The sequence below is a fragment of the Fictibacillus solisalsi genome, from assembly GCF_900103485.1.
Lineage (GTDB): Bacteria > Bacillota > Bacilli > Bacillales > Fictibacillaceae > Fictibacillus_C > Fictibacillus_C solisalsi.
Genome location: NZ_FNHW01000001.1, coordinates 1,795,398 through 1,815,176, shown reverse-complemented (window position 1 = coordinate 1,815,176; position 19,779 = coordinate 1,795,398). Strand labels below are relative to the sequence as shown.

Sequence of the window (19,779 nt, the reverse complement as noted above, 5' to 3'; positions counted from 1 at the left end):
ACGAAAGGCCGCCACATTCCATAAGGAAGACTGGCGGCTTTTTTCATGGCGCTGACCCTGATAAAATAAGAATAGTATTACACATAAGAGGAGCTGCAGCATGGAAACAAAAAAGCAATTGCGCAAAATGATGAAGGAACAACTCCTTTCACTCGATCCTGCCATACATAAAAGAAAAAGCGGAGACATCGCACAGCAACTGTTCAGTTTGCCTGTATGGAAGAACGCAAAGCATATTGGAATTACGGTTTCTAGAGGGTTTGAAGTGGATACGAAACAGATCATACAAAAAGCATGGGATGATGAAAAAAAGGTGAGTGTGCCAAAGTGCAGCACGGTCAGTGAACGGCTAATGGATTTTCATCGGATTACATCGTTCCAGGAGCTTGAAAACGTGTACATGGATCTTTACGAACCAATTATCGGCATGACTGAACTTACACCGGCGGAGGATATGGATCTTATGGTTGTTCCGGGATTGATTTTCAATCCCGATGGTTACCGCATTGGATTTGGGGGCGGTTTTTATGACCGGTATCTCGCCGGTTACCATGGCACAACCGTTTCACTTGCCTTTGACTTTCAGTATATGAACAGTATTCCGGTTGAATCGTTTGATGTACCTGTGGAGTGGATTATTACGGATAAAGGCGTAAAGAAGGACGGAAAGTGATGGTTTTTGCCTTTTTTATGGTGGTTCTCGGCCTGTTTGTCGCCATTGCTTATAAGCTTCGGATGCTGACACTCGATGGTGCTTTCTCGAGTTGGGGGCTTGGCGTAGTGGTATGCGCGGCTTTTGGATATCAAGGCTTCGGTTTATTGCTGTTATTCTTTATCAGCTCATCATTACTGAGCAAATGGGGAAAAGAAAAAAAGAAGGAACTGCGCACATTGTCGGTTGAATCAAAGGGAAGAAATGCAGGACAGGTCTTTGCCAACGGAGGTGCTGCGTTCCTTGCGGGAGGAGGTTATCTTCTTTTTCCACATCCTTTTTGGCTTGCCCTGTTTATTGCCAGTCTTGCAGAAGCGGCCGCTGATACATGGGCATCAGAAGTCGGTGTTCTTTCAAAAGGTGAGCCATATCATATTTTGCGCAGAAGCCGGGTGGAACGAGGAATATCTGGAGCAGTTTCTCCACTTGGTCTGACAGCGGCTGCGTTGGGCTCGCTCTTGATCAGTGTTACAGGTGCTTTGCTGTTTTTTGAAAGCAGATGGACGATTTATGTTTTGTTTTTGACATTTTTAGCAGGATTTCTCGGTAATGTTCTCGATACTATTATTGGAGGCTCGGTACAGCTTGGCTTTCGCTGTTCTATATGCGGATCGGAAGTTGAAGAACACACCCATTGCGGGGTTCCAACCGAACAAATCAAGGGCTGGTCTTCGGTTAACAACAACACAGTCAATTTTATTTCGAGCATGCTGGCAGGTCTCGCGGCAGGGGTGATGATGTTTTGGCTTCAATAAAGGCAGGCATTGTGCTGGCAGGGGGCGGATCAACGCGTTTCCCGTTTCATAAAGCGTTCGCAAGATATAAAGATAGGTATTTTTATGAACATGCGGTTGGTTGTTTGAAACAAATAACGGATGATGTTGTTCTTGTTTCACGGTGTGACATTTCAGATCGTATGAAGCATGCAGAGGCAATATTAATATTCGACCTTCCCCAATATCAGGGTCAAGGTCCCCTCGCAGGAATTCTTTCGGGGATGGTAAGCAGAGATGAGCCGGATTGGTATGCGGTTGTTACCTGTGATATGCCGTTTGTTTTGCCCCTCCTGTTTGAGAAGCTGTTCTCCGTAGCTGATCAGAAACAGGGTACCCAAGCTGTTGTTCCTGTGGCCTCGGGCAGAAATCAACCGCTCGCTGCCATTTATCATAAAAGCTGTAAAGATCACATTGTCCGGCTTCTTTTGGGGGAAAGGCGAAGCATGAACAGCTTGCTGCAGTCGGTGAATACCATTTTTGTTGAGGCAGAGGATTATGATCTTCCTCGGGAGATGTTTATCAACATTAACACGGATGAAGAGTACAAGCAATATATCGAAAAGGGGCGATTCGAATAATTTCGGGTGTCTATGCAAACAGTAAGGACAAGGAGGAATGTTCTGTGACCAGATTTTTCATCAAGCTTGTCCTTTTTGTTGCTTTGGTTCTGATTGGTTATCAATATCGCTACCGGCTGCTAAACGTCATACTTGGAGTACCGCTGATCCGGCGTGTGGCGGTTGGCAAAATGATGTCGTTTCCAGGTGTCCGTGATAAATTTATGAAGGAAATGTTTTGAGGCGCTTCTTTGCGCCTCTTCTTTTATCCCCATGAAAGTTGATGCTGTTTTTTTTGATTTGGATAATACAGTGTATGATTATGAACGGGTATTCCGGCTCGCTGCTCTGCAAAGCTTTGCAGAACTTTGGAAAAAAGGGGACATTACTGGAGGGGCAAGCGCCGAACAATGGTTTCGGCGCTTTAAAGCTTGCTGTGACCGGTTCTGGGGAGAATACGAAAACGGGAAACTTTCCCGGTCCGCTTATCAGAAAAAAAGATTTTTACTCTCTTTGAAGGAGTGCGGGATGTTATCAGTTTCGGGAGATGCAAGCTCGTTTGAACAACTTCTTCGCCATTATATTCCTTCCTATTGTGTACTTTTCGCAGGCATGGAAGGGCTGCTTCAAGCATTAAAGGACCATCAGATCCTTACAGGCATCATTACCAACGGGGAAGAGGAGCTACAGAAGAAAAAAATAAAGGCTCTATCACTTGATGACTGGATATCTACTGAAACGGTTTTTATTTCGGGTACAATGCCATTTGAAAAACCAGATCCCCAGGTTTTCTACCTTGTTCAAAAGCAAACCGGCTGCAAACATCCTTTATACGTGGGTGACACTTGGCTGCTTGATATAATGCCCGCCCAAAATGCGGGATGGGACGCCATCTGGATGACAACGCAAAGTGAAAACACAGGGATTGTCGGACATGCAGTCTTCTCCATTTGTCAGCTGCACAAACTGCTTATCTCGTATATTGAATAAGCTGGATGAATTCCCCATCCTTCAGGTTGAACAATACCATGAGATGGGTTTTGTCTTTACTGAACATAATCAGCGGCATACTGCTGCCGATCGGGCTGACCTTTTGGCCGTTGCTTTTCTTCACCCCGAGAAAATAATTTTTGTAAAGCCCTTCCCACAGGTTTCCGATAATCTTATTGGTTTGCTCTTGCGTAAAGCCAGGGAGGGGGTTCTTTTGGTATTGTGGCAGGTCTGTGAGAGCAACTGAATAGTAATTTGCACCGGTTACATTGTAAAATTGTTTTGCGCCGGTCCATGTTTTTTGCAGAAAAGAGTAGGTTTTTACATCCAGCTTCGTTTTCGCAGTCCGCTCTGCCTGTGATTGTGGCTTTTGGAACGACGCGAAGGAAGCCCCCTTTTGATAGACGTACATACGTTGTCCGCTCATGGCCTGTGCACTTCGATACGTGTTTTCGTTTTTGTGGATTTCAGCATAATGAAAGCTGACGCTCTGGGACAGCCGTTCATTTCGCCCGGAAACCTTTTTGGATTCCTCGATGATTTTGGTATCCTGTTTCCATTTATTCATTGTGCTGGCCAGGACGCCGTTGCCATACAACAGGGAGATATCCTGGCGAAGATAGACTGATTGATTGGTTTCGGAAGCCACGTTCCACTGAAGCGTATAGTTTTCAGGGGTGGAACCGCTCAAACGGACACTTGTATTCGCTTTTGTAAAATAAACTTGATTATCAATCGGAAAGAAAATGATACTTTCTTTTACAGGTTCCTTGCCAAAATGATACATAAAAAAGAGGATTGCGAAAAATGCAGGAAGAACTATGCCGAGCCAATTTCTCATTTTCATCTTAATACCACCCCGTTGGACAGACTGTTGTTCCATGTGTATGCAGCAAACGTTAAAGAAAGAAGAAGGAAATGAGCGGAAAGAAAAGAAATCGTTAAAAGAAGGTTCAGATAGGAGAGAGGAATTTTATGATTAATGAAAAAGAAATTGTACAGAACATTAAGGATCTGGTCAGCATTCCAAGCCCTTCAGGCTTTACAAGGGATGCCATTTCCTATGTCAGTGATTTTCTCAAGAAAGAAAATGTGCCGTTTTACCTGAACCATAAAGGGGGATTGATTGCTACCCTGAAAGGAAATGACGACAGCAAGCATCGTCTGTTGACGGCTCATGTAGATACGCTTGGAGCGATGGTAAAGGAAATCAAAAGCAGCGGGAGACTAAAGCTCACAATGATCGGGGGATTCCGCTGGAATGCTGTAGAAGGTGAGTACTGCAAGATTCATACCGCAGACGGAAAAACGTATACGGGAACCATTCTTATGCATCAGACATCGGTTCATGTGTATAAAGATGCCGGCGATGCGAAGCGCGATGAGCAAAATATCGAAGTGCGGATCGATGAAGTAGTAAAAACAAAAGAAGAAACAGAGAAACTCGGCATTTCAGTTGGTGATTTTGTTTCCTTCGAACCGCGTGTGGAAATCTCGGAAAGCGGGTTTATTAAATCCAGGCATCTTGATGACAAAGCCAGTGTCGGGATTCTCTTGCACCTCATCAAGGTAGTCAAAGACCATAAAATCGAACTTCCTTATACGGTTAATTTTCTGATCTCCAACAATGAAGAGATCGGTTATGGAGGCAATTCCAATATCACAGAAGAGACAGTAGAATACATCGCGGTTGACATGGGCGCCATCGGAGACGGACAATCCACAGACGAATTCAGTGTTTCCATTTGTGCGAAAGATTCAAGCGGCCCGTACCATTACGAACTGCGCAAACATTTAGTGAAGCTTGCCCAGGAACACAGTGTGGATTACCGCGTGGACATTTATCCTTATTACGGATCCGATGCTTCGGCAGCGATCAAGGCGGGCTTTGATATTAAGCACGGACTAGTCGGGGCGGGAATTGCTGACTCCCATGCCTACGAGCGCACTCATGTGAGCTCACTTCGGCATACTGCAAATTTGCTTCTTCATTATGTACAATCAAAACTTGCATAAAAAGCAAAAGAAACCGCTGTCTTTTCAGCGGTTTTTTTCGTCAGTCTCTGCTATAATAAGCAGGGTGATAAAATGAAAACGCTATATGATGTACAGCAGCTATTAAAAAGGTTTGGCATCTTCATTTATACAGGCCATCGGCTCGCGGACCTGGAAATGATGGAGGAAGAAGTGCGGTCTCTGTATGAGTCCGGGATGATCGATCCGCAGGACTATAAGATGGCACTCCTTGTGATCAAGTCAAACATGCAAAAATACAGCTAATTAAAATTCATATAAAGGGTGACAGCAATGGATGAGAAATGGTATGTAGGCGTTGATTTGGGTGGAACAACCATCAAGATGGCATTTATCAGCGATTATGGCGACCTGATCAAAAAGTGGGAAATTCCCACGGATATTTCGGATAAAGGAAAGAACATCACGAAGGATATCGCCAAGAGCATTGATTCTGTGCTGGACGAGCTTGGTACCAGCAAGTCGAGACTTCATGGCATAGGAATGGGTGCCCCCGGATTTATTGACTTGTCCAGAGGATTCATTTACCACGCGGTCAATATCGGCTGGGTTAACTTTCCGTTAAAAGAACGCTTGGAAATGGAAACCGGTCTTCCGGTAGTAGTGGACAATGACGCAAACCTGGCTGCTGTAGGCGAGATGTGGAGAGGCGCTGGAGATGGTGCGAAAGATCTTCTTTGTGTCACGCTCGGAACGGGAGTCGGTGGCGGAATTGTTTCCAACGGAAAAATTGTTCACGGCAAAAACGGCATGGGCGGGGAAATCGGCCACATCACAGCGATTCCTGAAGGCGGTGCCCCATGTAACTGCGGAAAGACAGGATGTATCGAAACTGTTGCCTCAGCAACAGGCATATGCCGTTTGGCAAGAGAAGGACTGCAGAATTATCCTGGTTCGCTCTTGCACAAGGAAGAGGAAAAAGAAGGCGGCATCACGTCCAAGGATGTTTTTGATGCGGCTGACAAAAAAGATGAGCTTGCTCTTTATGTGCTTGAGCTTGTCGGGTATCACCTCGGCTTTATGCTTGCCAACCTGGGATGTACCATCAATCCTGGAAAAATTGTTCTAGGCGGCGGTGTGTCAAAAGCAGGGGATAAAATCCTCGAGCCGGTAAAACGAAACTTTGAAAAGTTTGCCCTCCCCCTTGTAAAAGAAGGAACAGAGTTTGCGATCGCTTCCTTAGGAAACGATGCCGGTGTCTACGGTGGCGCCTATATGGCCAAAACCCTTCATGAAGAAATGGTAATGTAATCAAATAAAGATAGGAAGAATCCATGCTTATGAATCAAGCATGGTTTTCTTTATTTTCATATCCACAGTGTGAGACGAATAAAATGAAAGGTAGAGGCGAATTCAGGAGGAGGAGCTTATGAAGATAACGGTAAGAAAAGGAGATACGTTCTCCTACTACAGCCAATTATTTGATCTCCCCTTACAGCTGCTGCTTGATTCCAATCCTAAGCTGAATCCGGAAGAGTTGCAGCCAGGATCTTTCGTTCGGCTGCCCGGGTATTTTGCAGAGGACATATTGATCAAACAAGGAGATACGGTGCATTCCATCTCTCAAACCTGCCGTGTTCACCCGGATGCCATAGGTTTATTAAATCCACTCGTTGATACCCAGTTCCTTCATATTGGTGCTAAGCTCTTCGTACCAAAGCGTGCATCAGCAAGAGTGGTGTCCTCCGGGGTACCTTATGACTATCCTACCCTTCAAAAGGATCTTCAGAAGTTATGTGAACTGTATCCCTTTATACAGAGTGAAATCATTGGGCACTCGGTTTTAAAAAAAGAACTTGTTCAGCTGAAATGCGGAAGAGGAGCAAAAAAGGTGCATGTTAATGCTTCTTTTCATGCGAATGAATGGATAACTACGGGGATATTAATGACATTCTTGAATGATTACTTGCTCGCACTGACCAACAATATCCCGATCCGCGGAATCAATATGCTTACCCTCTATGAACAAGCAACGCTGTCTGCTGTACCTATGGTGGATGCGGACGGTGTCGATCTTGTGCTGCATGGACCGCCGGTGCAGGAGCCTTTTCATAGTCTTGTTAAGTCCCTAAACAAGGAGTCAATTGACTTTAAAGACTGGAAAGCCAACATCCGGGGAGTCGACCTGAACAACCAGCTTCCGGCCCGCTGGGAAAAGGAAAAAGTCAGAAAGCCGCAGAAAGCCGCTCCACGTGATTATCCCGGAGACTATCCGCTTTCAGAGCCGGAAGCCCGGGCGATGGCAGATCTTGCCTTTGCGGAAGATTTTGACCGGGTCATTGCTCTCCATACACAGGGGAAGGAGTTTTACTGGGGGTTTGAAAAGGAAGAACCGCCTGAAGCGGAAGAGATAGCACGGGAGTTTGAGAGAGTGAGCGGCTACAAAGCTGTACAGTATGTTGACAGTTATGCCGGCTATAAAGACTGGTTTATTCAGGAATTTCGGCGTCCGGGCTTTACGATTGAACTCGGGTACGGAGTCAACCCTTTGCCGCTCTCACAGTTTGACGAAATCTACCAAGATATACTCGGGATTTTTCTTGCGGGTCTGTATATGTAAAAAGCAAAAATCCGGAACTCCATTCCGGGTTTTTGCTTTTTAGATCTGTTGTCATGCATGATAAACTAATAGGGAAATCATTTTATTGGAGGTAAGAAAATGGCGATTATTGATATCACAGTGATACCGATTGGGACAGAGACTCCCAGTGTCAGCATGTATGTGGCCGGAATTCAGCGTGTACTGGAAAGCTATGGAGAGCAAATCAACTATGAATTGACTCCGATGAACACCATAGTTGAAGGGGAACTGGACGTGCTTTTGCAAGTGATTAAAGATATGCATGAGGCTCCTTTCGCTCAGGGGATCCAGCGCGTGGCAACCAATATCCGCATTGATGACCGCAGGGACAAGCCATCAACGATGAAATCGAAGCTCGAGAGTGTCCGAGCCCAAATGAATTAAAAAACAAAAACCCATCGGCACAGGAAGTGCCCGATGGGTTTTTGCTGGTTGGTTTAGTGACCTGTAGAGCCTCCGCCTGTGAACACATCAATAAAGGTCATAACGGTAAACCAGCCGAATACGGCCAATGTAAGGAATGCAAAACCGGAACCTAACATATTTTTAATTTTTAAAGAACGCAGTAAACCTAGAGCAGCTAAAATCGTAACAATAGCAAAAATGATGGCTAATCCCATATCCTATGCCCCCTTACTCTGTAGTAATCTAAGTTCTTCCTAAATTTCCTATGTATAGCAAATCAGACGGATACTACCTTGTACTATTTTACTTGTTTTGTAACCGTTTGTACAGTGTCCTTTTTTCACAAATCAACTGTAATGGAGACATTGTAAGCACTTGCATATTTTTCAATGAGTTCCCGCTCAGCCCGGTCGGCATAATAGACTTTTTCTTGTTTTGTTGTGTCAGTTCCAATTAGGTGCTCTTCCAATTGAAATATAAACTGGTCCGTCTCACCGGATTGCGGGTTTGAAAGGTGAAAACCGAACACGAGATCCGCAAACAGGTAATAACGATGTGCAGCGGAAAGGAGCCCATAATCAGGAAAGTGTCCGGTGGGCTGGAATGTTTCCATTCGGATTAGTGGATGGATGTCTTCAAACATGCCTTGTGATACATAATACTCCTTTAACCGCAACGCTTCTTCCTTGGTCTCAACAATGGCAATTTCACCGTCCCGGTCTGAGACAGAAACGAGGCTTGCTGTCTTTCTGACCACCTGGGCAAGGGCACCTGGCTTTTTGGTCGTGTCTGGTTTCATTTCAATCCCATAGCAAATTGTCACATGTCTTTCCTCCACATCGTTTTTGTTTTTAGTGTAAAATAGGGGAAAACAGATTGCAATGGAGGGATAGCTATGAGTTGGGAACGATTGACCGTGGGCCCTGTTCAGGAAAATACATATGTATTGTGGAATAAAAATAAGGAAGGAATCATTTTTGATCCGGGAAGTGAAGGCAAGAAAATTATTACCTTGATTGAAAAAAGAGGAGTGAAGCCGCTTGCCATCCTTCTTACGCATGCGCATTTTGACCATATTGGTGCAGTGGATGAAGTCCGTGAAAAATGGGGCATTCCGGTTTACATACATAAGAAGGAAGAGGACTGGCTCGGAGACACGAGCAAAAACGGTTCGGCTCATTTTATGCAGCGAATTGTCGCCAAGGATGCTGACCATCTGATTACACAGGAGGGTGAGCTGAAGATCGGCAGCTTTACCTTTAAGGTATTTGAAACACCGGGGCATTCCCCTGGAAGTGTGTCCTATTATGCAGCAGAAGAGGAAGTTGTTTTCTCTGGAGATGCGCTCTTTTCTGGCAGCATTGGAAGGACCGACCTGTATGGAGGCAATCACGAGCTTTTACTAAAAAGTATTCACGACAAGCTCTTAAACCTTCCGGAAGAAACGCTCGTTCTTTCCGGCCACGGACCGGAAACGTCCATTGGTGCCGAAATGGACTCCAATCCTTTTTTAAGCGGTTTTTGATATGCTCTCCGTCATCCGGGAACGCATAAAAAATGCTCCTGGCGGCTCTGTTTCTTATGCGACGTTCATGGAAATGGCGCTGTATCACCCGAAACATGGGTATTACCAAAAGAATAAGGAAAAAATTGGCCGAAATGGGGATTTTTATACAAGCGGCACAACTTCAGCCGTGTATGGCGCTGTTTGGGCCGATGTCTTTTATTCCATGTTCAGGGAGCTCGAAATTCCATTTGTCATTTGTGAGATCGGGGCGGGAGACGGTTCCTTTGCCAAAAGTGTCCTTGACGAGTGGCAGGCGAAAGGATATCCGGCACTGGACTATGTGGTGATCGAATCAAGTCCGTATCATGCGGAACGAGTCGGAAGAAAGCTCGTAGGTCATTCTTGGTCGTGTTACTCATCTCTTGAAGAATTTCAGTCTGTGTGTCCCTCATTTCACGGGATTGTGTTTGGAAATGAGCTGCTCGATGCCTTGCCGGTCCATGTTGTCAAGCAAACATCAAGCGGTTTAAAAGAAGTACGGGTGGCTCTGAACGAAAATGGGGACCTTATTAATGTTGCAGTCCATGCGGATGGTCAACTTAGGAAGTGGATCGAGGACTACCAAAGAGAACTGGAACCCGGACAAACGATGGAGATTCCGCTTGCTATGACCAGTTGGCTAGGTATGCTGTATGAGTGGATAAGGCGGGGATTTGTTGTTTGTGCGGATTATGGTTATACAGAAGAGGAATGGAGGCGGCCGGAGATTCGGGAAGGAAGCTTGCGGGGCTATTACCGCCACCAGCTCATTCCAAATCCGCTTTCCCATCCGGGAGAAATGGATTTAACCTCCCATGTGCACTGGGACTGCGTACGGAAAGTGGGAGGAGATTATGGATGCTCAACATCCTGCTTCCAATCGCAGCAGGAGTTTTTGCTTGAAAACGGGATACTGGACCACCTGGTTAAAAACGCTGGCAGGGATCCTTTTTCTCCTGAACATAAAAAAAACCGTGCGATCCGCTCGTTGATCATGGACAACAGCATCAGCCGGTATTTTCAAATATTAATCCAAAAAAAAGACGGCTGCTCTTAAGCAACCGTTTTCTTTTTTTTGTAGAAGTAATGTCCAGCTTCAGCGTCCAGGGCTGAAAACTCGTTTTCAGCATAAGTCCTCGAAAGACGAAATTGAATTCCATTTCGTCATCGGTCGCTTCACTCTTACTCCACAACACAAAAAGCGTGTTGTTGTGTAAGACCTCCAGCGCTTGTCGGACTTTAACAGGCCGCTTACGCTTTTCTTTAGTGACCGCCACCGGGAGTCATCATGAATGTTGTCCAGTATGTAAAGCCGACAAAAAAGACTGTTAAATAAGCGCCAAAAATATAAATATACATACGCTCAGATAAATTCAGGTAACTTAATGAAACAAATAAAATCGTTTGGCCCAAAAATAATAGAGACATGTCAGTCAGATCTCCAAGATAGGCCATCACTGCAATAATTCCAGTCCAAAAGCCCAAAACCTTGTACATTCTTGCCATATGTATCCCTCCCTTTTCACCGAAGAACTCACCTGTATTATATATGAATTTTTACACAATTGTAAATGCCAATCTAACTGGATTTGGAAAAACAAAAAAAGAACACAAGGTAGGTGTTCTTTCACAAAAGTTGGCTGGGCTAGCTGGATTCGAACCAACGAATGACGGAGTCAAAGTCCGTTGCCTTACCACTTGGCTATAGCCCATCGGCACTACTTCTAGTATGGCTCGTGTCGAACGAAATATACAAAAAAAGATGATTTTTTAAAAGGGAATGCGCGCATATTGTCGAATTGATTCAGAAACCACAGAAAGAAGGTGATAGTTCATTGCCGATTGAATCAAAAAGCGAAGAATTGCTTCAGCTAGCCTCCAGAACCAATGCCTCTGATATCCATTTTGTACCCCTGCGCAATCAAGGGCTGATCCAGCTTCGGGTTGACGGTCAGTTGCACCCTGTTGAAAAAGTTCCGTACGTGTTTTTTGAGCGGCTCATTTCCCATTTTAAATTTAAGGCCGGCATGGATATTGGTGAAAAACGCAGGCCACAGGACGGCTCGATGGACCTTGATCTGAACGGAACATTGCTTCATCTCCGGCTCTCCACGCTGCCAACAGCTTTCCATGAAAGTCTTGTCATCCGGCTGCTCCCCCAAAGTGGTCCTGCTCATTTTGAATCGCTTGCTCTTTTTCCTCACTCCCTGAAAGGCCTTCATTCATTACTCAACCGCTCAAGCGGACTTATCCTCTTTTCCGGGCCGACCGGCTCGGGCAAAACTACAATTATGTATTCTCTTCTTCAATACCTCCAAACCAAGGACATCAGAAATATATTGACGCTTGAAGATCCGGTAGAAAAGAAAATGGATCTGTTTTTGCAGATGGAAGTCAATGAAAAAGCAGGAATTACTTACGGTGAAGGATTTAAATCACTGCTTCGTCACGATCCCGATGTGATCATGATCGGAGAAATCCGGGATGAGACCACCGCGAAGCTGGTTATCCGGGCGGGAATGACCGGGCATCTGGTCTTGTCTACTGTGCATGCAGAGGATGCCCTCGGCTGCCTGTACCGGTTGGTCGAATTCGGGCTTTCGGTTCAGGAAATTGAGCAAACATTGCTTGGAATTGTTTCGCAACGGCTGCTTTCGCTAAGCTGTCCGTATTGCGGTCTCTATTGTGAACCATACTGCTTTATGCGAAGAAATGACAAACGAATGGGGTTATATGAATTATTGTCAGAATCCGGGCTGGAAAAAGGGATCAAATGGATCCGGGGCAACTCGGATCGGCCAGGTGGTTTACAAACACTGAATTATTTTATGAAGCAGGGTATGGCGCTGGGATTTCTGCCGATGAACACTCTTCACAGGTGGGGAGTGGGTCGATGAGAAACAGGGAAAGGGGCTGGAGCAAAAAGCAGCAGGGAGATTTCTTGCTCCGTCTGGGCCGTCTGCTAGAACAGGGCTACACACTTCCCAAAGCGATTCACATTCTCAAGCTTCATCAACATCAGTGGATGAAAAATGGAATGTACCGGGTGTATGATTCACTTGTTAAAGGTTATTCTCTTCATGAAGCATTGGCTTCAGAAAAATTTTCAAGTGAAGTTTTAGGGTTTTTAGAGCTATCCGAAAAGCATGGTGATTTGTGTTTCAGTGTAATGGAAGGGGGCAAGATGTTAAGAAAAAAAGAAGAGATGAAAGAACGGTTTTTAAAAGCTGTGCGCTATCCTGTATTTCTGTTTTTTATTGTTCTTTCTGTTTGTTTTATTATGTTCCGCCTTCTTATTCCTCATTTTCTCTCTCTGTATTCCTCATTGAACATTGATTTCCCCTGGTTTACGACCTTCATGATCGATTTATTAAAAAAACTTCCGTTTTTCCTGGGATGGATGTTAGCAGGAGTTGCAGCAATTGGCGCTGTCTATTTTTTTATATTAAAAAACATGCACCCATCGAGACAAATTAGCTTTCTTCTCCGTATTCCGCTTTTAAACAAACTTCTTGCTGTCTGGATCACCCATCAGTTTTCTATACAGATTGGAAGTCTTCTAAAAGGAGGTCTGGGGATCAATGATGCGCTCGTCATCCTTGAAGGGAACCAATACATGCGTTTTTTTCGGTATGAAGCCATCAAGATGAAGCAGGATCTGCTGAATGGATTGAAGTTTGAGGACATTGTTGCACAACGACGTTATTTTGTTCCGGAACTCTCAGTGATTATTGCACATGGCCATACGTCGGGGCTGCTCGGCAAAGAGTTGATTGACTATAGTGAAATGCTGATGAGTTTCGCAGAAGAAAAATTGTCCAGATACATTGTCATCGTGCAGCCGGTATTATTCCTTTTTATCGGCAGCACTATTCTAGTTATGTTTGTGTCGATGCTGCTTCCGATGTTTAATATGATGGATTCAATTCAATAAAAGAGGTGGGTTAATGAAAGAATTAAACGAAGACGGCTTCACCCTGATCGAAATGATGATCGTGCTTCTCATTATTTCTGTGCTCCTTTTGATCGCCTTGCCGAGCATGGCGAAAAATTTGGGTGTCGCAAAGGATATAGGCTGCAAGGCGACGATCGATCTCGTTCAGGGACAGGTTGGAGCGTATGAAGCGGAAAAAGGGACGAAACTAACGGACCTCGGTCAACTGGTAACAGAAGATTATGTAGATACCGTAAAGTGTCCAAGCGGCAAAGCACTGGAACTTCAAAACGGTGTAGTGGTTGAAGCGGGGAACTGAGGTAAACGGATACTCCTTGGTTGAGCTGTTGATCGTCTTATCCATCAGCGGCATTTTGCTTGGAGTAACAGCGGTTTCATTGCAAAGCTACTACAAAAGCAGGGAGGTGCATTTTTTTCTGGAACAGTTAAAAAGAGATCTGTATTTTACACAGCGGCAGGCTGTGGTACACCAAAAGGTAGTTTTCCTGCACATTTACCCCGATCAGCATCGTTATGTGGTAGGCAGCGGGACAAGCAGTGTATTCAAAGAGGTTAGGTATGCGGATCAGGTTGATGTGGAATCTTCCACCATGACCATGAAAATCACGTACACGAAAAACGGAAACATCAGTTCATCGGGTACATTGCTGATTAAAACGAGTGCCGGGAAATACCGGCTAGTGTTTTTGCTTGGTAAAGGGCGGTTTTATGTGGAGAAATTGTAATGGCTTTTATCTCATGGAAACACTGCTTGCCATGAGTGTGCTTTCAATCGTGATCGGTGCCGCCGCTCCCGTGCTTTACCGGATTTATCATGAACGCTTTACCCTTCAGCAGCAACGGGAAGCGCTAGAGCTTCTTTCCAATAAGCTCAGTGATGAAAGTGAGTTGAAAGAAGGGGCGGTGGCAGGAGAAACAGGGGAATTCAAATGGGAATTCCGGGAAGGAGCGCTTTGTATTGCATTTACCGGTAAAAATAAAAGGATGTACAGTGAATGTGGTGTAATAAAAAAAGTCAACCAAATGGCTTTACCCTCATCGAAACGGTAATTGCCCTTGCTATTTTTCTGATACTTGCCTCGCTTTCTCCCCTTTTAATAAAGGTTCTTTCCCCTCCAATGGAGAACAAGGTTCCTGCAGAAGAGCTGGAATCTTTCTATATGTCCATTGGCCCGTTGATTCGGGAAGCCAATCAGGTTACTGCGAATGCTGAAGTGCTGCTTCTTACTTCAGAATCCGGCCAGCAGATCAGCTTTTCTTATTATCAAAACAGAATTCGAAAACAAATCAATGGACAAGGATATGAGACGTGGCTGTTTTGCGTTAAGCAATTCCGACCTTCTATTAGTGATTCTGCCGTTACATTGGTGATTACCGATACAGCTTCCCATGTGTATAAGAGGGTTTTTGTCCGCAAGAACGGGCTGTCTCCATGAATGAAAAGGGATATATTTTTCCGGTGGTGCTGGTGTTCTGTCTGATTATTTCCATGCTGACTGCTCATCAGCTCTTTATGTATTTGGGAGAAAAACAATTCTTAGCGGACCAAAAGCACCGCTTTCAACTCGATCAGATGATTGAAATAACAAGCAGTGAAATCCTCCGAACTTTAAAACAGGACAATGATAATGTTCCTGCAAGCCGGTATGAGTTCGGTGAAGGAGTAGTGGACTGTCAGATAAATAAGACAGGGCTACATGTAATTGAGATAAAACTATCAGCCAGTTTGAAAAACGTTCAGACAAAAAGCGTAATTTTATATTATAATAGCGAGACAAAAAAGATTACCAAGTGGGTGGAGGGTACAAGTTGAAGCCGATATTTTTAACAGGATTCATGGGTTCCGGAAAGACGACAGTGGGATCCCTGCTCGGTGAAGAGCTGGACTTGCCGGTCATTGATACGGACCATTTGATTGAAGAAACATACGGAAAGACCGTAGCCGAAATCTTCGCCGAAGATGGAGAAGCGGTTTTCCGAAGCTATGAAGCAGCCATTCTTGCTGAACTCCCAAAGGAAGATGCCGTCATTACGACAGGCGGAGGTCTGGCGGTTTCCGCGGAAAACCGAAAATTTATGATGGAGAATGGATTTGTCATTTTTTTGAGCTGTTCCCTGGAAACTATTTTTGAACGGCTGAAAGAAGACACAAGCCGTCCACTGTTTAACCAGAAAAAAAAGAAGGAAATGCAAAAGCTATTTGAAGCGCGGCTTCCGTTTTACCGGGATTGCCACTGGGCGCTCGAGACGGGAGGATGCGATCCGGAGGAAGCGGCCGAACGCATTGCAGCAAGGTTAAAGCGCTCTGAAATGGGATACACTGGGGACAAACGATAAAAAAGGTGTTGTTTCCCGTGAATGCGTATTTTAAATTTTTGATTGAGTCTCTTGTTAAACGGCTGAGCCGGACACAAGAGGAAAAAGTTTATCTGAAACAGCAAAAAGCGGAGCGAAAACAGCCAGTTCTCGTTTCGCTTTTTGGCATGCTTCCGTTCTCACTTGGAATGGCGTTTAAAAAGAACAAAAAGTAGTAGTGACAGTACAATCCTAACATTGTTCATTTTGTAAAATATATGATAGGGTTGAATTAACCTATAATGAAGAAGTGTGGTAATGATGGGAAATGAAAAAGCATTGCTGGACCGGTTGAAACGGCCTCTGAAAGATTTACGGATTTCAGTAACAGACCAATGCAATTTCCGGTGTACCTACTGTATGCCGAAAGAAATTTTTGACAAGGACTATCCTTTTTTGGAAAAGACAGAGCTCTTAAGCTTTGATGAAATAATTAAGGTTGCTGAGCGTTTTGTTGCTTCAGGTGTAACCAAGTTGAGAATTACGGGCGGTGAACCGCTGATGAGAAAGGACCTTCCGGATCTCATCGGGAAACTGAACCAGCTCAAGGGTCTCGAAGATCTTGCTCTCACGACAAATGGTGTTCTCTTGCCGCGTGTCGCCCATGAGCTTAAGAAAGCCGGGATGGACCGGGTTACCGTCAGCCTCGATTCTCTTAATTCCGACCTTTTTGGCCGAATCAACGGCAGGGGAATCGGCGTGAAGCCGGTGCTCGAAGGTATGAAGGCTGCTCATGAAGCGGGTCTGCAAGTGAAAGTTAACATGATGGTCCGAAAAGGAGTGAACGAACAGGAAATTCTCCCTATGGCCAAGTATTTTAAGAAAACACCTTATATTCTTCGGTTTATTGAATTTATGGATGTAGGGACTACGAACGGATGGAACATGAAAGAAGTTGTTACGAAGGAAGAAATTCTTAAGACCGTTCAAAGCGAACTGCCTCTTCAACACGTGCCGGAAAACTATTACGGTGAGGTTGCTTCCCGCTATCAGTTTGCCGATGGAGAAAATGAGATTGGCATCATCTCATCCATCAGCGATTCCTTTTGTTCCTCCTGCACGAGAGCAAGGTTGTCTGCTGACGGCAAGGTGTACACATGCCTGTTTGCTTCGAACGGAACCGACATTAAAACACCCCTTCGAGAAGGGGCTACAGATCAAGAGCTGGATACACTTATTTCCAGAATTTGGGAAAATCGTACTGACCGTTATTCCGACGAACGCCGGGAGGGTGCGGCTACAAGAAAGAAAATTGAGATGTCTTATATTGGGGGCTGATTGCAGCTCTCTTTTTTGTTGTGAGGATTATGACATCACCGTCTCAGACAAATAAAATAATCCGCCATTAATGATATCAACGTTGATTTTTGGTTCATACTGAGTGCGGAGTGCTTCTTTTTCCACGTGGTAGTACTCCGGCTTTTCCTCTTCATCCTCATAAAAGCGGTCCAAAAGCTCTTCGTCTTCACGCCATCTTGTCTTGGCATCTTCCGCCCAGCTGTGGTCATCTTGCCGGATTTCCTGTTCCACAAGCGCTTCGATCCGTTTTAACCCACTAATGGGCCGGATGAATGGGGAAAGGGTGTAACAGAAGTCAGGGATCTTGCGCGTCAGCGGAAGATTTGAGAGCTTGTCATGAAAAGATTCTACCATGCGTCCAGTAATGAGGTGAATCCCATAGGAAGAAATCCGGTCTTTTTTGCGGTCGCACTGGTATGAGGTTTTCATATTTACACACAGCCAAGGGTGAAGAGCAATGTTTTGCCCGGAATGCTGGGTGATGGATTCATACATCCGAATGAAAGAACCCAGTTTCTTGGTGGAAGCAAAAATTTGGTGAAGCCGGGGCGAACCAAAATGGATAAACTCTCCACCACCGTCCGGAGGGGTTTGTTGACCCGTTACAAGTGTGAGGGCCAGGGGATTGGGAACACCGCCGGTTTTCTCCAGATAGTGCCAGTAAAACGGTCGGTTCATCAATAGCTTATCAAGTTCCACGGTCAGCTGAATCTTCATATAGCTGGGGTGCCGTGCCTCCACCGTGCATTCATTGGCTTCAAAATAACGTTCAAGAAAATGATGAATCTCGTGCTGTTGCATGTTCTTCCCAGCCTTTCTTTTTTATGCCTCCGCCCAGATTGATTAGCGAGGCAAGATTGTCCATTTTCACTTTCATCTCTCCTTCACTTTCCGAGTTCAGCATAATATCAGAGATGTAAGTTTCAATGTTTTTCAGTTCAAACTTAGCCAGAATCTCATCAAGCTCACCAATCACGCTTTCAAACAGATTGATCTTGTTATAGAGGAGGTTCAATATACGTTCTTCTATGGTATTCTCTGTTGCAAAATTATAAATATGAACGTCACCTTTTTGTCCGATCCGATGAATCCGGCCGATCCGCTGTTCAATTCGCATCGGATTCCACGGCAGGTCATAGTTAATGATATGCTGGCAAAATTGGAGGTTAATGCCTTCTCCCCCTGCTTCTGTGGCAATGAGCACCTGTGCATGGTTTTTAAACAGATGGGTCATGTAGTCTTTCTTGCTCCGCTTAAATCCGCCGCGAAACGGTACCGAAGAGATGCCATGCTGCTGCAAATACCATTGCAGATAGAGCTGGGTGGCGCGATATTCGGTAAAGATGATCACTTTGTCATTGATCGACTGTACGAGCTCGAGCGTTTTCATTGCCTTGGAGTTTTGGGTGACCTCTTCTATTTTTTTCATGATAGGAACAATCGTATGTTCGGAATTAGGGTCTTTTTGAAGCATGTTCTTAAGTGTCATGAAGCAGGCTTCTCTTGAACTGCAGACTTCGCGCTGCAAGGTTAAAACTGAAAATTTGCTTCGGCTGAACTGAGGCAGTTCCTTAAGATCCGAAATGCTGCTGTACAAATTGCGCTCGGTCTCAGAAAGGGTGATCGGTATGGTTTTAACAAACCGTTTGGGCCATTTTAGCCCTGTTTCTTCCCTTCGGTTCCGGACCATCACTTTGTTTACAAGCTGCTTCAGCTTTTCTTCGTTCTTTAAGGAATGCTTGTCGTTTCTGAAATCTTTATCAAAGTTTTCCTGATTGCCAAGATGCCCGGGTTTTAATAAGGAAACAAGATTAAAGATTTCCTCTACGCGGTTTTGAACCGGTGTAGCAGTGAGGAGAAGGCAGAACTTCTTTTTTAAATGCTGAACAAATTCATAGTTTTTCGTGTTTTTGTTTTTAAGCTTGTGAGCTTCATCGATCACGATAATGTCATAATCCTGGTTCAGGACAATGTCACGGTGAGGCTGTCGCTTTGCGGTATCGATTGAGGATACGACCACTTCGCACTGCTCCCAAACGTATGATTTTTTTTGCGCCACCGCAGGTATAAAAAACTTGGAGTTTAATTCTCCGGTCCACTGCAATACAAGGGAAGCGGGAACGAGGATAAGAACCTTTTTGGCAAGCCCCCTGATCATGTATTCTTTCAGGATCAGCCCGGCTTCAATCGTTTTTCCAAGCCCGACCTCATCGGCGAGGATGGCTTTGCCGTTCATTTTTTCAATCACGGTTTTTGCAACCTCAAGCTGATGGGGAAGGAAGGTAAGCTGCGGAAGATGTCCCGGAGCCTGCAGACCGAGAAAATCGGGGATTGATAAGTTCTTTTCCGCTTCAAGCGCCAGGTTATATAACTCCCATTTTGTCCAGGGGCCATCATCGTCCATTCGTTTAATAAATTCGTCATGCCATTCCCGGTTAAAGTTGATATTAAGATTCATGGCCGCTTTCCTTTCTATGTATCATAATCCGCCTGCACACAGCGGTTTTCAATTCTCAAAATTGCGTTGCTTTTTAAACTAAAATAATGATAGGATAATAATGTGTTTCCA

Annotated in this window: 28 protein-coding genes and 1 tRNA gene; 22 read left to right on the top strand and 7 right to left on the bottom strand. The window is 44.8% G+C overall.

The features are described from left to right. Window positions 1-100 precede the first annotated feature (100 nt). From BLT53_RS09335 to BLT53_RS09320, 5 genes are read left to right on the top strand one after another with little or no spacing between them, the layout of a single operon-like run. Window positions 101-673, top strand: coding sequence for a 5-formyltetrahydrofolate cyclo-ligase (locus BLT53_RS09335; protein ID WP_090234346.1), 573 nt, complete (start codon window positions 101-103; stop codon window positions 671-673). Beyond that, window positions 673-1,467: a DUF92 domain-containing protein gene (locus tag BLT53_RS09330; RefSeq protein ID WP_090234344.1), complete on the top strand. Its 795-nt coding sequence runs from the start codon at window positions 673-675 to the stop codon at window positions 1,465-1,467. The genes BLT53_RS09335 and BLT53_RS09330 overlap by 1 nt, the downstream gene beginning before the upstream one ends. Next, window positions 1,455-2,066: a molybdenum cofactor guanylyltransferase gene (locus tag BLT53_RS09325; RefSeq protein WP_090234342.1), complete on the top strand. Its 612-nt coding sequence runs from the start codon at window positions 1,455-1,457 to the stop codon at window positions 2,064-2,066. The genes BLT53_RS09330 and BLT53_RS09325 overlap by 13 nt, the downstream gene beginning before the upstream one ends. A gap of 44 nt (window positions 2,067-2,110) precedes the next feature. Then, window positions 2,111-2,287 (top strand): hypothetical protein, encoded by a 177-nt coding sequence (locus BLT53_RS24990; protein ID WP_164988836.1) that lies wholly within the window; start codon window positions 2,111-2,113, stop codon window positions 2,285-2,287. A 31-nt stretch (window positions 2,288-2,318) separates the two neighbouring features. Beyond that, window positions 2,319-3,035, top strand: a complete 717-nt coding sequence (locus BLT53_RS09320; protein WP_090234341.1) for an HAD family hydrolase — start codon at window positions 2,319-2,321, stop codon at window positions 3,033-3,035. Here the strand turns inward: BLT53_RS09320 and BLT53_RS09315 are convergent. Further along, a complete protein-coding gene (locus BLT53_RS09315; protein WP_090234339.1) occupies window positions 3,016-3,882 on the bottom strand; it encodes a hypothetical protein in 867 nt (288 codons plus the stop codon). The two genes, BLT53_RS09320 and BLT53_RS09315, sit on opposite strands and share 20 nt — an antisense overlap. Before the next feature lie 128 nt (window positions 3,883-4,010). Here BLT53_RS09315 and BLT53_RS09310 point away from each other — a divergent pair, with 128 nt between their 5' ends. From BLT53_RS09310 to BLT53_RS09290, 5 genes are all read left to right on the top strand, one after another. After that, complete coding sequence (locus BLT53_RS09310; RefSeq protein ID WP_090234337.1) at window positions 4,011-5,051, top strand: M42 family metallopeptidase; 1,041 nt, start codon at window positions 4,011-4,013, stop codon at window positions 5,049-5,051. A 72-nt stretch (window positions 5,052-5,123) separates the two neighbouring features. Then, entirely contained in the window at window positions 5,124-5,315 is a 192-nt protein-coding gene (locus tag BLT53_RS09305; protein ID WP_090234336.1) for a YqgQ family protein, read from the top strand. A gap of 27 nt (window positions 5,316-5,342) precedes the next feature. After that, complete coding sequence (locus tag BLT53_RS09300) at window positions 5,343-6,320, top strand: ROK family glucokinase (protein WP_090234334.1); 978 nt, start codon at window positions 5,343-5,345, stop codon at window positions 6,318-6,320. 118 nt (window positions 6,321-6,438) lie between these two features. Then, window positions 6,439-7,629, top strand: coding sequence for a M14 family metallopeptidase (locus tag BLT53_RS09295; protein WP_090234332.1), 1,191 nt, complete (start codon window positions 6,439-6,441; stop codon window positions 7,627-7,629). Between the two features lie 99 nt (window positions 7,630-7,728). Continuing rightward, window positions 7,729-8,034 carry an MTH1187 family thiamine-binding protein gene (locus BLT53_RS09290; protein WP_090234330.1) on the top strand — a complete coding sequence of 102 codons (306 nt, stop codon included), beginning with the start codon at window positions 7,729-7,731 and terminating at the stop codon, window positions 8,032-8,034. Window positions 8,035-8,087: 53 nt separating this feature from the next. On the opposite strand, the gene BLT53_RS09285 is transcribed toward BLT53_RS09290, so the two are convergent. Next, window positions 8,088-8,270, bottom strand: a complete 183-nt coding sequence (locus tag BLT53_RS09285) for a DUF2759 domain-containing protein (protein ID WP_090234329.1) — start codon at window positions 8,268-8,270, stop codon at window positions 8,088-8,090. 125 nt (window positions 8,271-8,395) lie between these two features. Further along, a complete protein-coding gene (locus BLT53_RS09280) occupies window positions 8,396-8,878 on the bottom strand; it encodes a hypothetical protein (RefSeq protein WP_090234328.1) in 483 nt (160 codons plus the stop codon). Window positions 8,879-8,950: 72 nt separating this feature from the next. Between BLT53_RS09280 and BLT53_RS09275 the strand changes: the two genes are divergently transcribed. Both BLT53_RS09275 and BLT53_RS09270 read left to right on the top strand, forming a co-directional pair. Then, entirely contained in the window at window positions 8,951-9,580 is a 630-nt protein-coding gene (locus tag BLT53_RS09275) for an MBL fold metallo-hydrolase (RefSeq protein ID WP_090234326.1), read from the top strand. 1 nt (window position 9,581) lies between these two features. Then, a complete protein-coding gene (locus tag BLT53_RS09270) occupies window positions 9,582-10,658 on the top strand; it encodes a class I SAM-dependent methyltransferase (protein WP_090234325.1) in 1,077 nt (358 codons plus the stop codon). A 206-nt stretch (window positions 10,659-10,864) separates the two neighbouring features. Here BLT53_RS09270 and BLT53_RS09265 read toward each other — a convergent pair whose 3' ends face one another. After that, window positions 10,865-11,107: a DUF2626 domain-containing protein gene (locus BLT53_RS09265; RefSeq protein ID WP_061971029.1), complete on the bottom strand. Its 243-nt coding sequence runs from the start codon at window positions 11,105-11,107 to the stop codon at window positions 10,865-10,867. A gap of 131 nt (window positions 11,108-11,238) precedes the next feature. After that, window positions 11,239-11,313 (bottom strand) — tRNA-Gln (locus BLT53_RS09260). Window positions 11,314-11,436: 123 nt separating this feature from the next. On the opposite strand from BLT53_RS09260, the gene comGA reads away from it, so the two are divergent. The 10 genes from comGA to moaA all read left to right on the top strand — a co-directional run bounded on the left by comGA (window position 11,437) and on the right by moaA (window position 17,189). After that, window positions 11,437-12,498 carry a competence type IV pilus ATPase ComGA gene (gene comGA, locus BLT53_RS09255; protein ID WP_244520386.1) on the top strand — a complete coding sequence of 354 codons (1,062 nt, stop codon included), beginning with the start codon at window positions 11,437-11,439 and terminating at the stop codon, window positions 12,496-12,498. Then, window positions 12,495-13,535: a competence type IV pilus assembly protein ComGB gene (gene comGB, locus BLT53_RS09250; protein WP_090234323.1), complete on the top strand. Its 1,041-nt coding sequence runs from the start codon at window positions 12,495-12,497 to the stop codon at window positions 13,533-13,535. The genes comGA and comGB overlap by 4 nt, the downstream gene beginning before the upstream one ends. 13 nt (window positions 13,536-13,548) lie before the next feature. Then, entirely contained in the window at window positions 13,549-13,854 is a 306-nt protein-coding gene (comGC, locus tag BLT53_RS09245; RefSeq protein WP_090234322.1) for a competence type IV pilus major pilin ComGC, read from the top strand. Beyond that, window positions 13,838-14,281 carry a competence type IV pilus minor pilin ComGD gene (comGD, locus tag BLT53_RS09240; RefSeq protein WP_090234320.1) on the top strand — a complete coding sequence of 148 codons (444 nt, stop codon included), beginning with the start codon at window positions 13,838-13,840 and terminating at the stop codon, window positions 14,279-14,281. Before comGC ends, comGD begins: the two co-directional genes overlap by 17 nt. Then, a complete protein-coding gene (locus tag BLT53_RS09235; RefSeq protein ID WP_090234318.1) occupies window positions 14,265-14,606 on the top strand; it encodes a type II secretion system protein in 342 nt (113 codons plus the stop codon). Before comGD ends, BLT53_RS09235 begins: the two co-directional genes overlap by 17 nt. Then, the gene (locus BLT53_RS09230) at window positions 14,552-14,992 is read left to right on the top strand and encodes a competence type IV pilus minor pilin ComGF (RefSeq protein ID WP_090234317.1); all 441 of its coding nucleotides are present in this window, start codon (window positions 14,552-14,554) and stop codon (window positions 14,990-14,992) included. Before BLT53_RS09235 ends, BLT53_RS09230 begins: the two co-directional genes overlap by 55 nt. Beyond that, window positions 14,989-15,369 carry a competence type IV pilus minor pilin ComGG gene (gene comGG, locus BLT53_RS09225; RefSeq protein WP_090234315.1) on the top strand — a complete coding sequence of 127 codons (381 nt, stop codon included), beginning with the start codon at window positions 14,989-14,991 and terminating at the stop codon, window positions 15,367-15,369. The genes BLT53_RS09230 and comGG overlap by 4 nt, the downstream gene beginning before the upstream one ends. Next, window positions 15,366-15,893, top strand: coding sequence for a shikimate kinase (locus BLT53_RS09220; protein ID WP_090234314.1), 528 nt, complete (start codon window positions 15,366-15,368; stop codon window positions 15,891-15,893). The genes comGG and BLT53_RS09220 overlap by 4 nt, the downstream gene beginning before the upstream one ends. Before the next feature lie 17 nt (window positions 15,894-15,910). Further along, window positions 15,911-16,087, top strand: coding sequence for a YqzE family protein (locus BLT53_RS24670; protein WP_170834289.1), 177 nt, complete (start codon window positions 15,911-15,913; stop codon window positions 16,085-16,087). Window positions 16,088-16,169: 82 nt separating this feature from the next. Beyond that, window positions 16,170-17,189 carry a GTP 3',8-cyclase MoaA gene (moaA, locus tag BLT53_RS09215; RefSeq protein ID WP_090234312.1) on the top strand — a complete coding sequence of 340 codons (1,020 nt, stop codon included), beginning with the start codon at window positions 16,170-16,172 and terminating at the stop codon, window positions 17,187-17,189. 27 nt (window positions 17,190-17,216) lie between these two features. Here moaA and BLT53_RS09210 read toward each other — a convergent pair whose 3' ends face one another. Beyond that, window positions 17,217-18,011, bottom strand: a complete 795-nt coding sequence (locus BLT53_RS09210) for a YqhG family protein (RefSeq protein ID WP_090234311.1) — start codon at window positions 18,009-18,011, stop codon at window positions 17,217-17,219. Beyond that, the gene (locus BLT53_RS09205; RefSeq protein ID WP_090234309.1) at window positions 17,980-19,668 is read right to left on the bottom strand and encodes a DEAD/DEAH box helicase; all 1,689 of its coding nucleotides are present in this window, start codon (window positions 19,666-19,668) and stop codon (window positions 17,980-17,982) included. Before BLT53_RS09205 ends, BLT53_RS09210 begins: the two co-directional genes overlap by 32 nt. Window positions 19,669-19,779 lie beyond the last annotated feature (111 nt).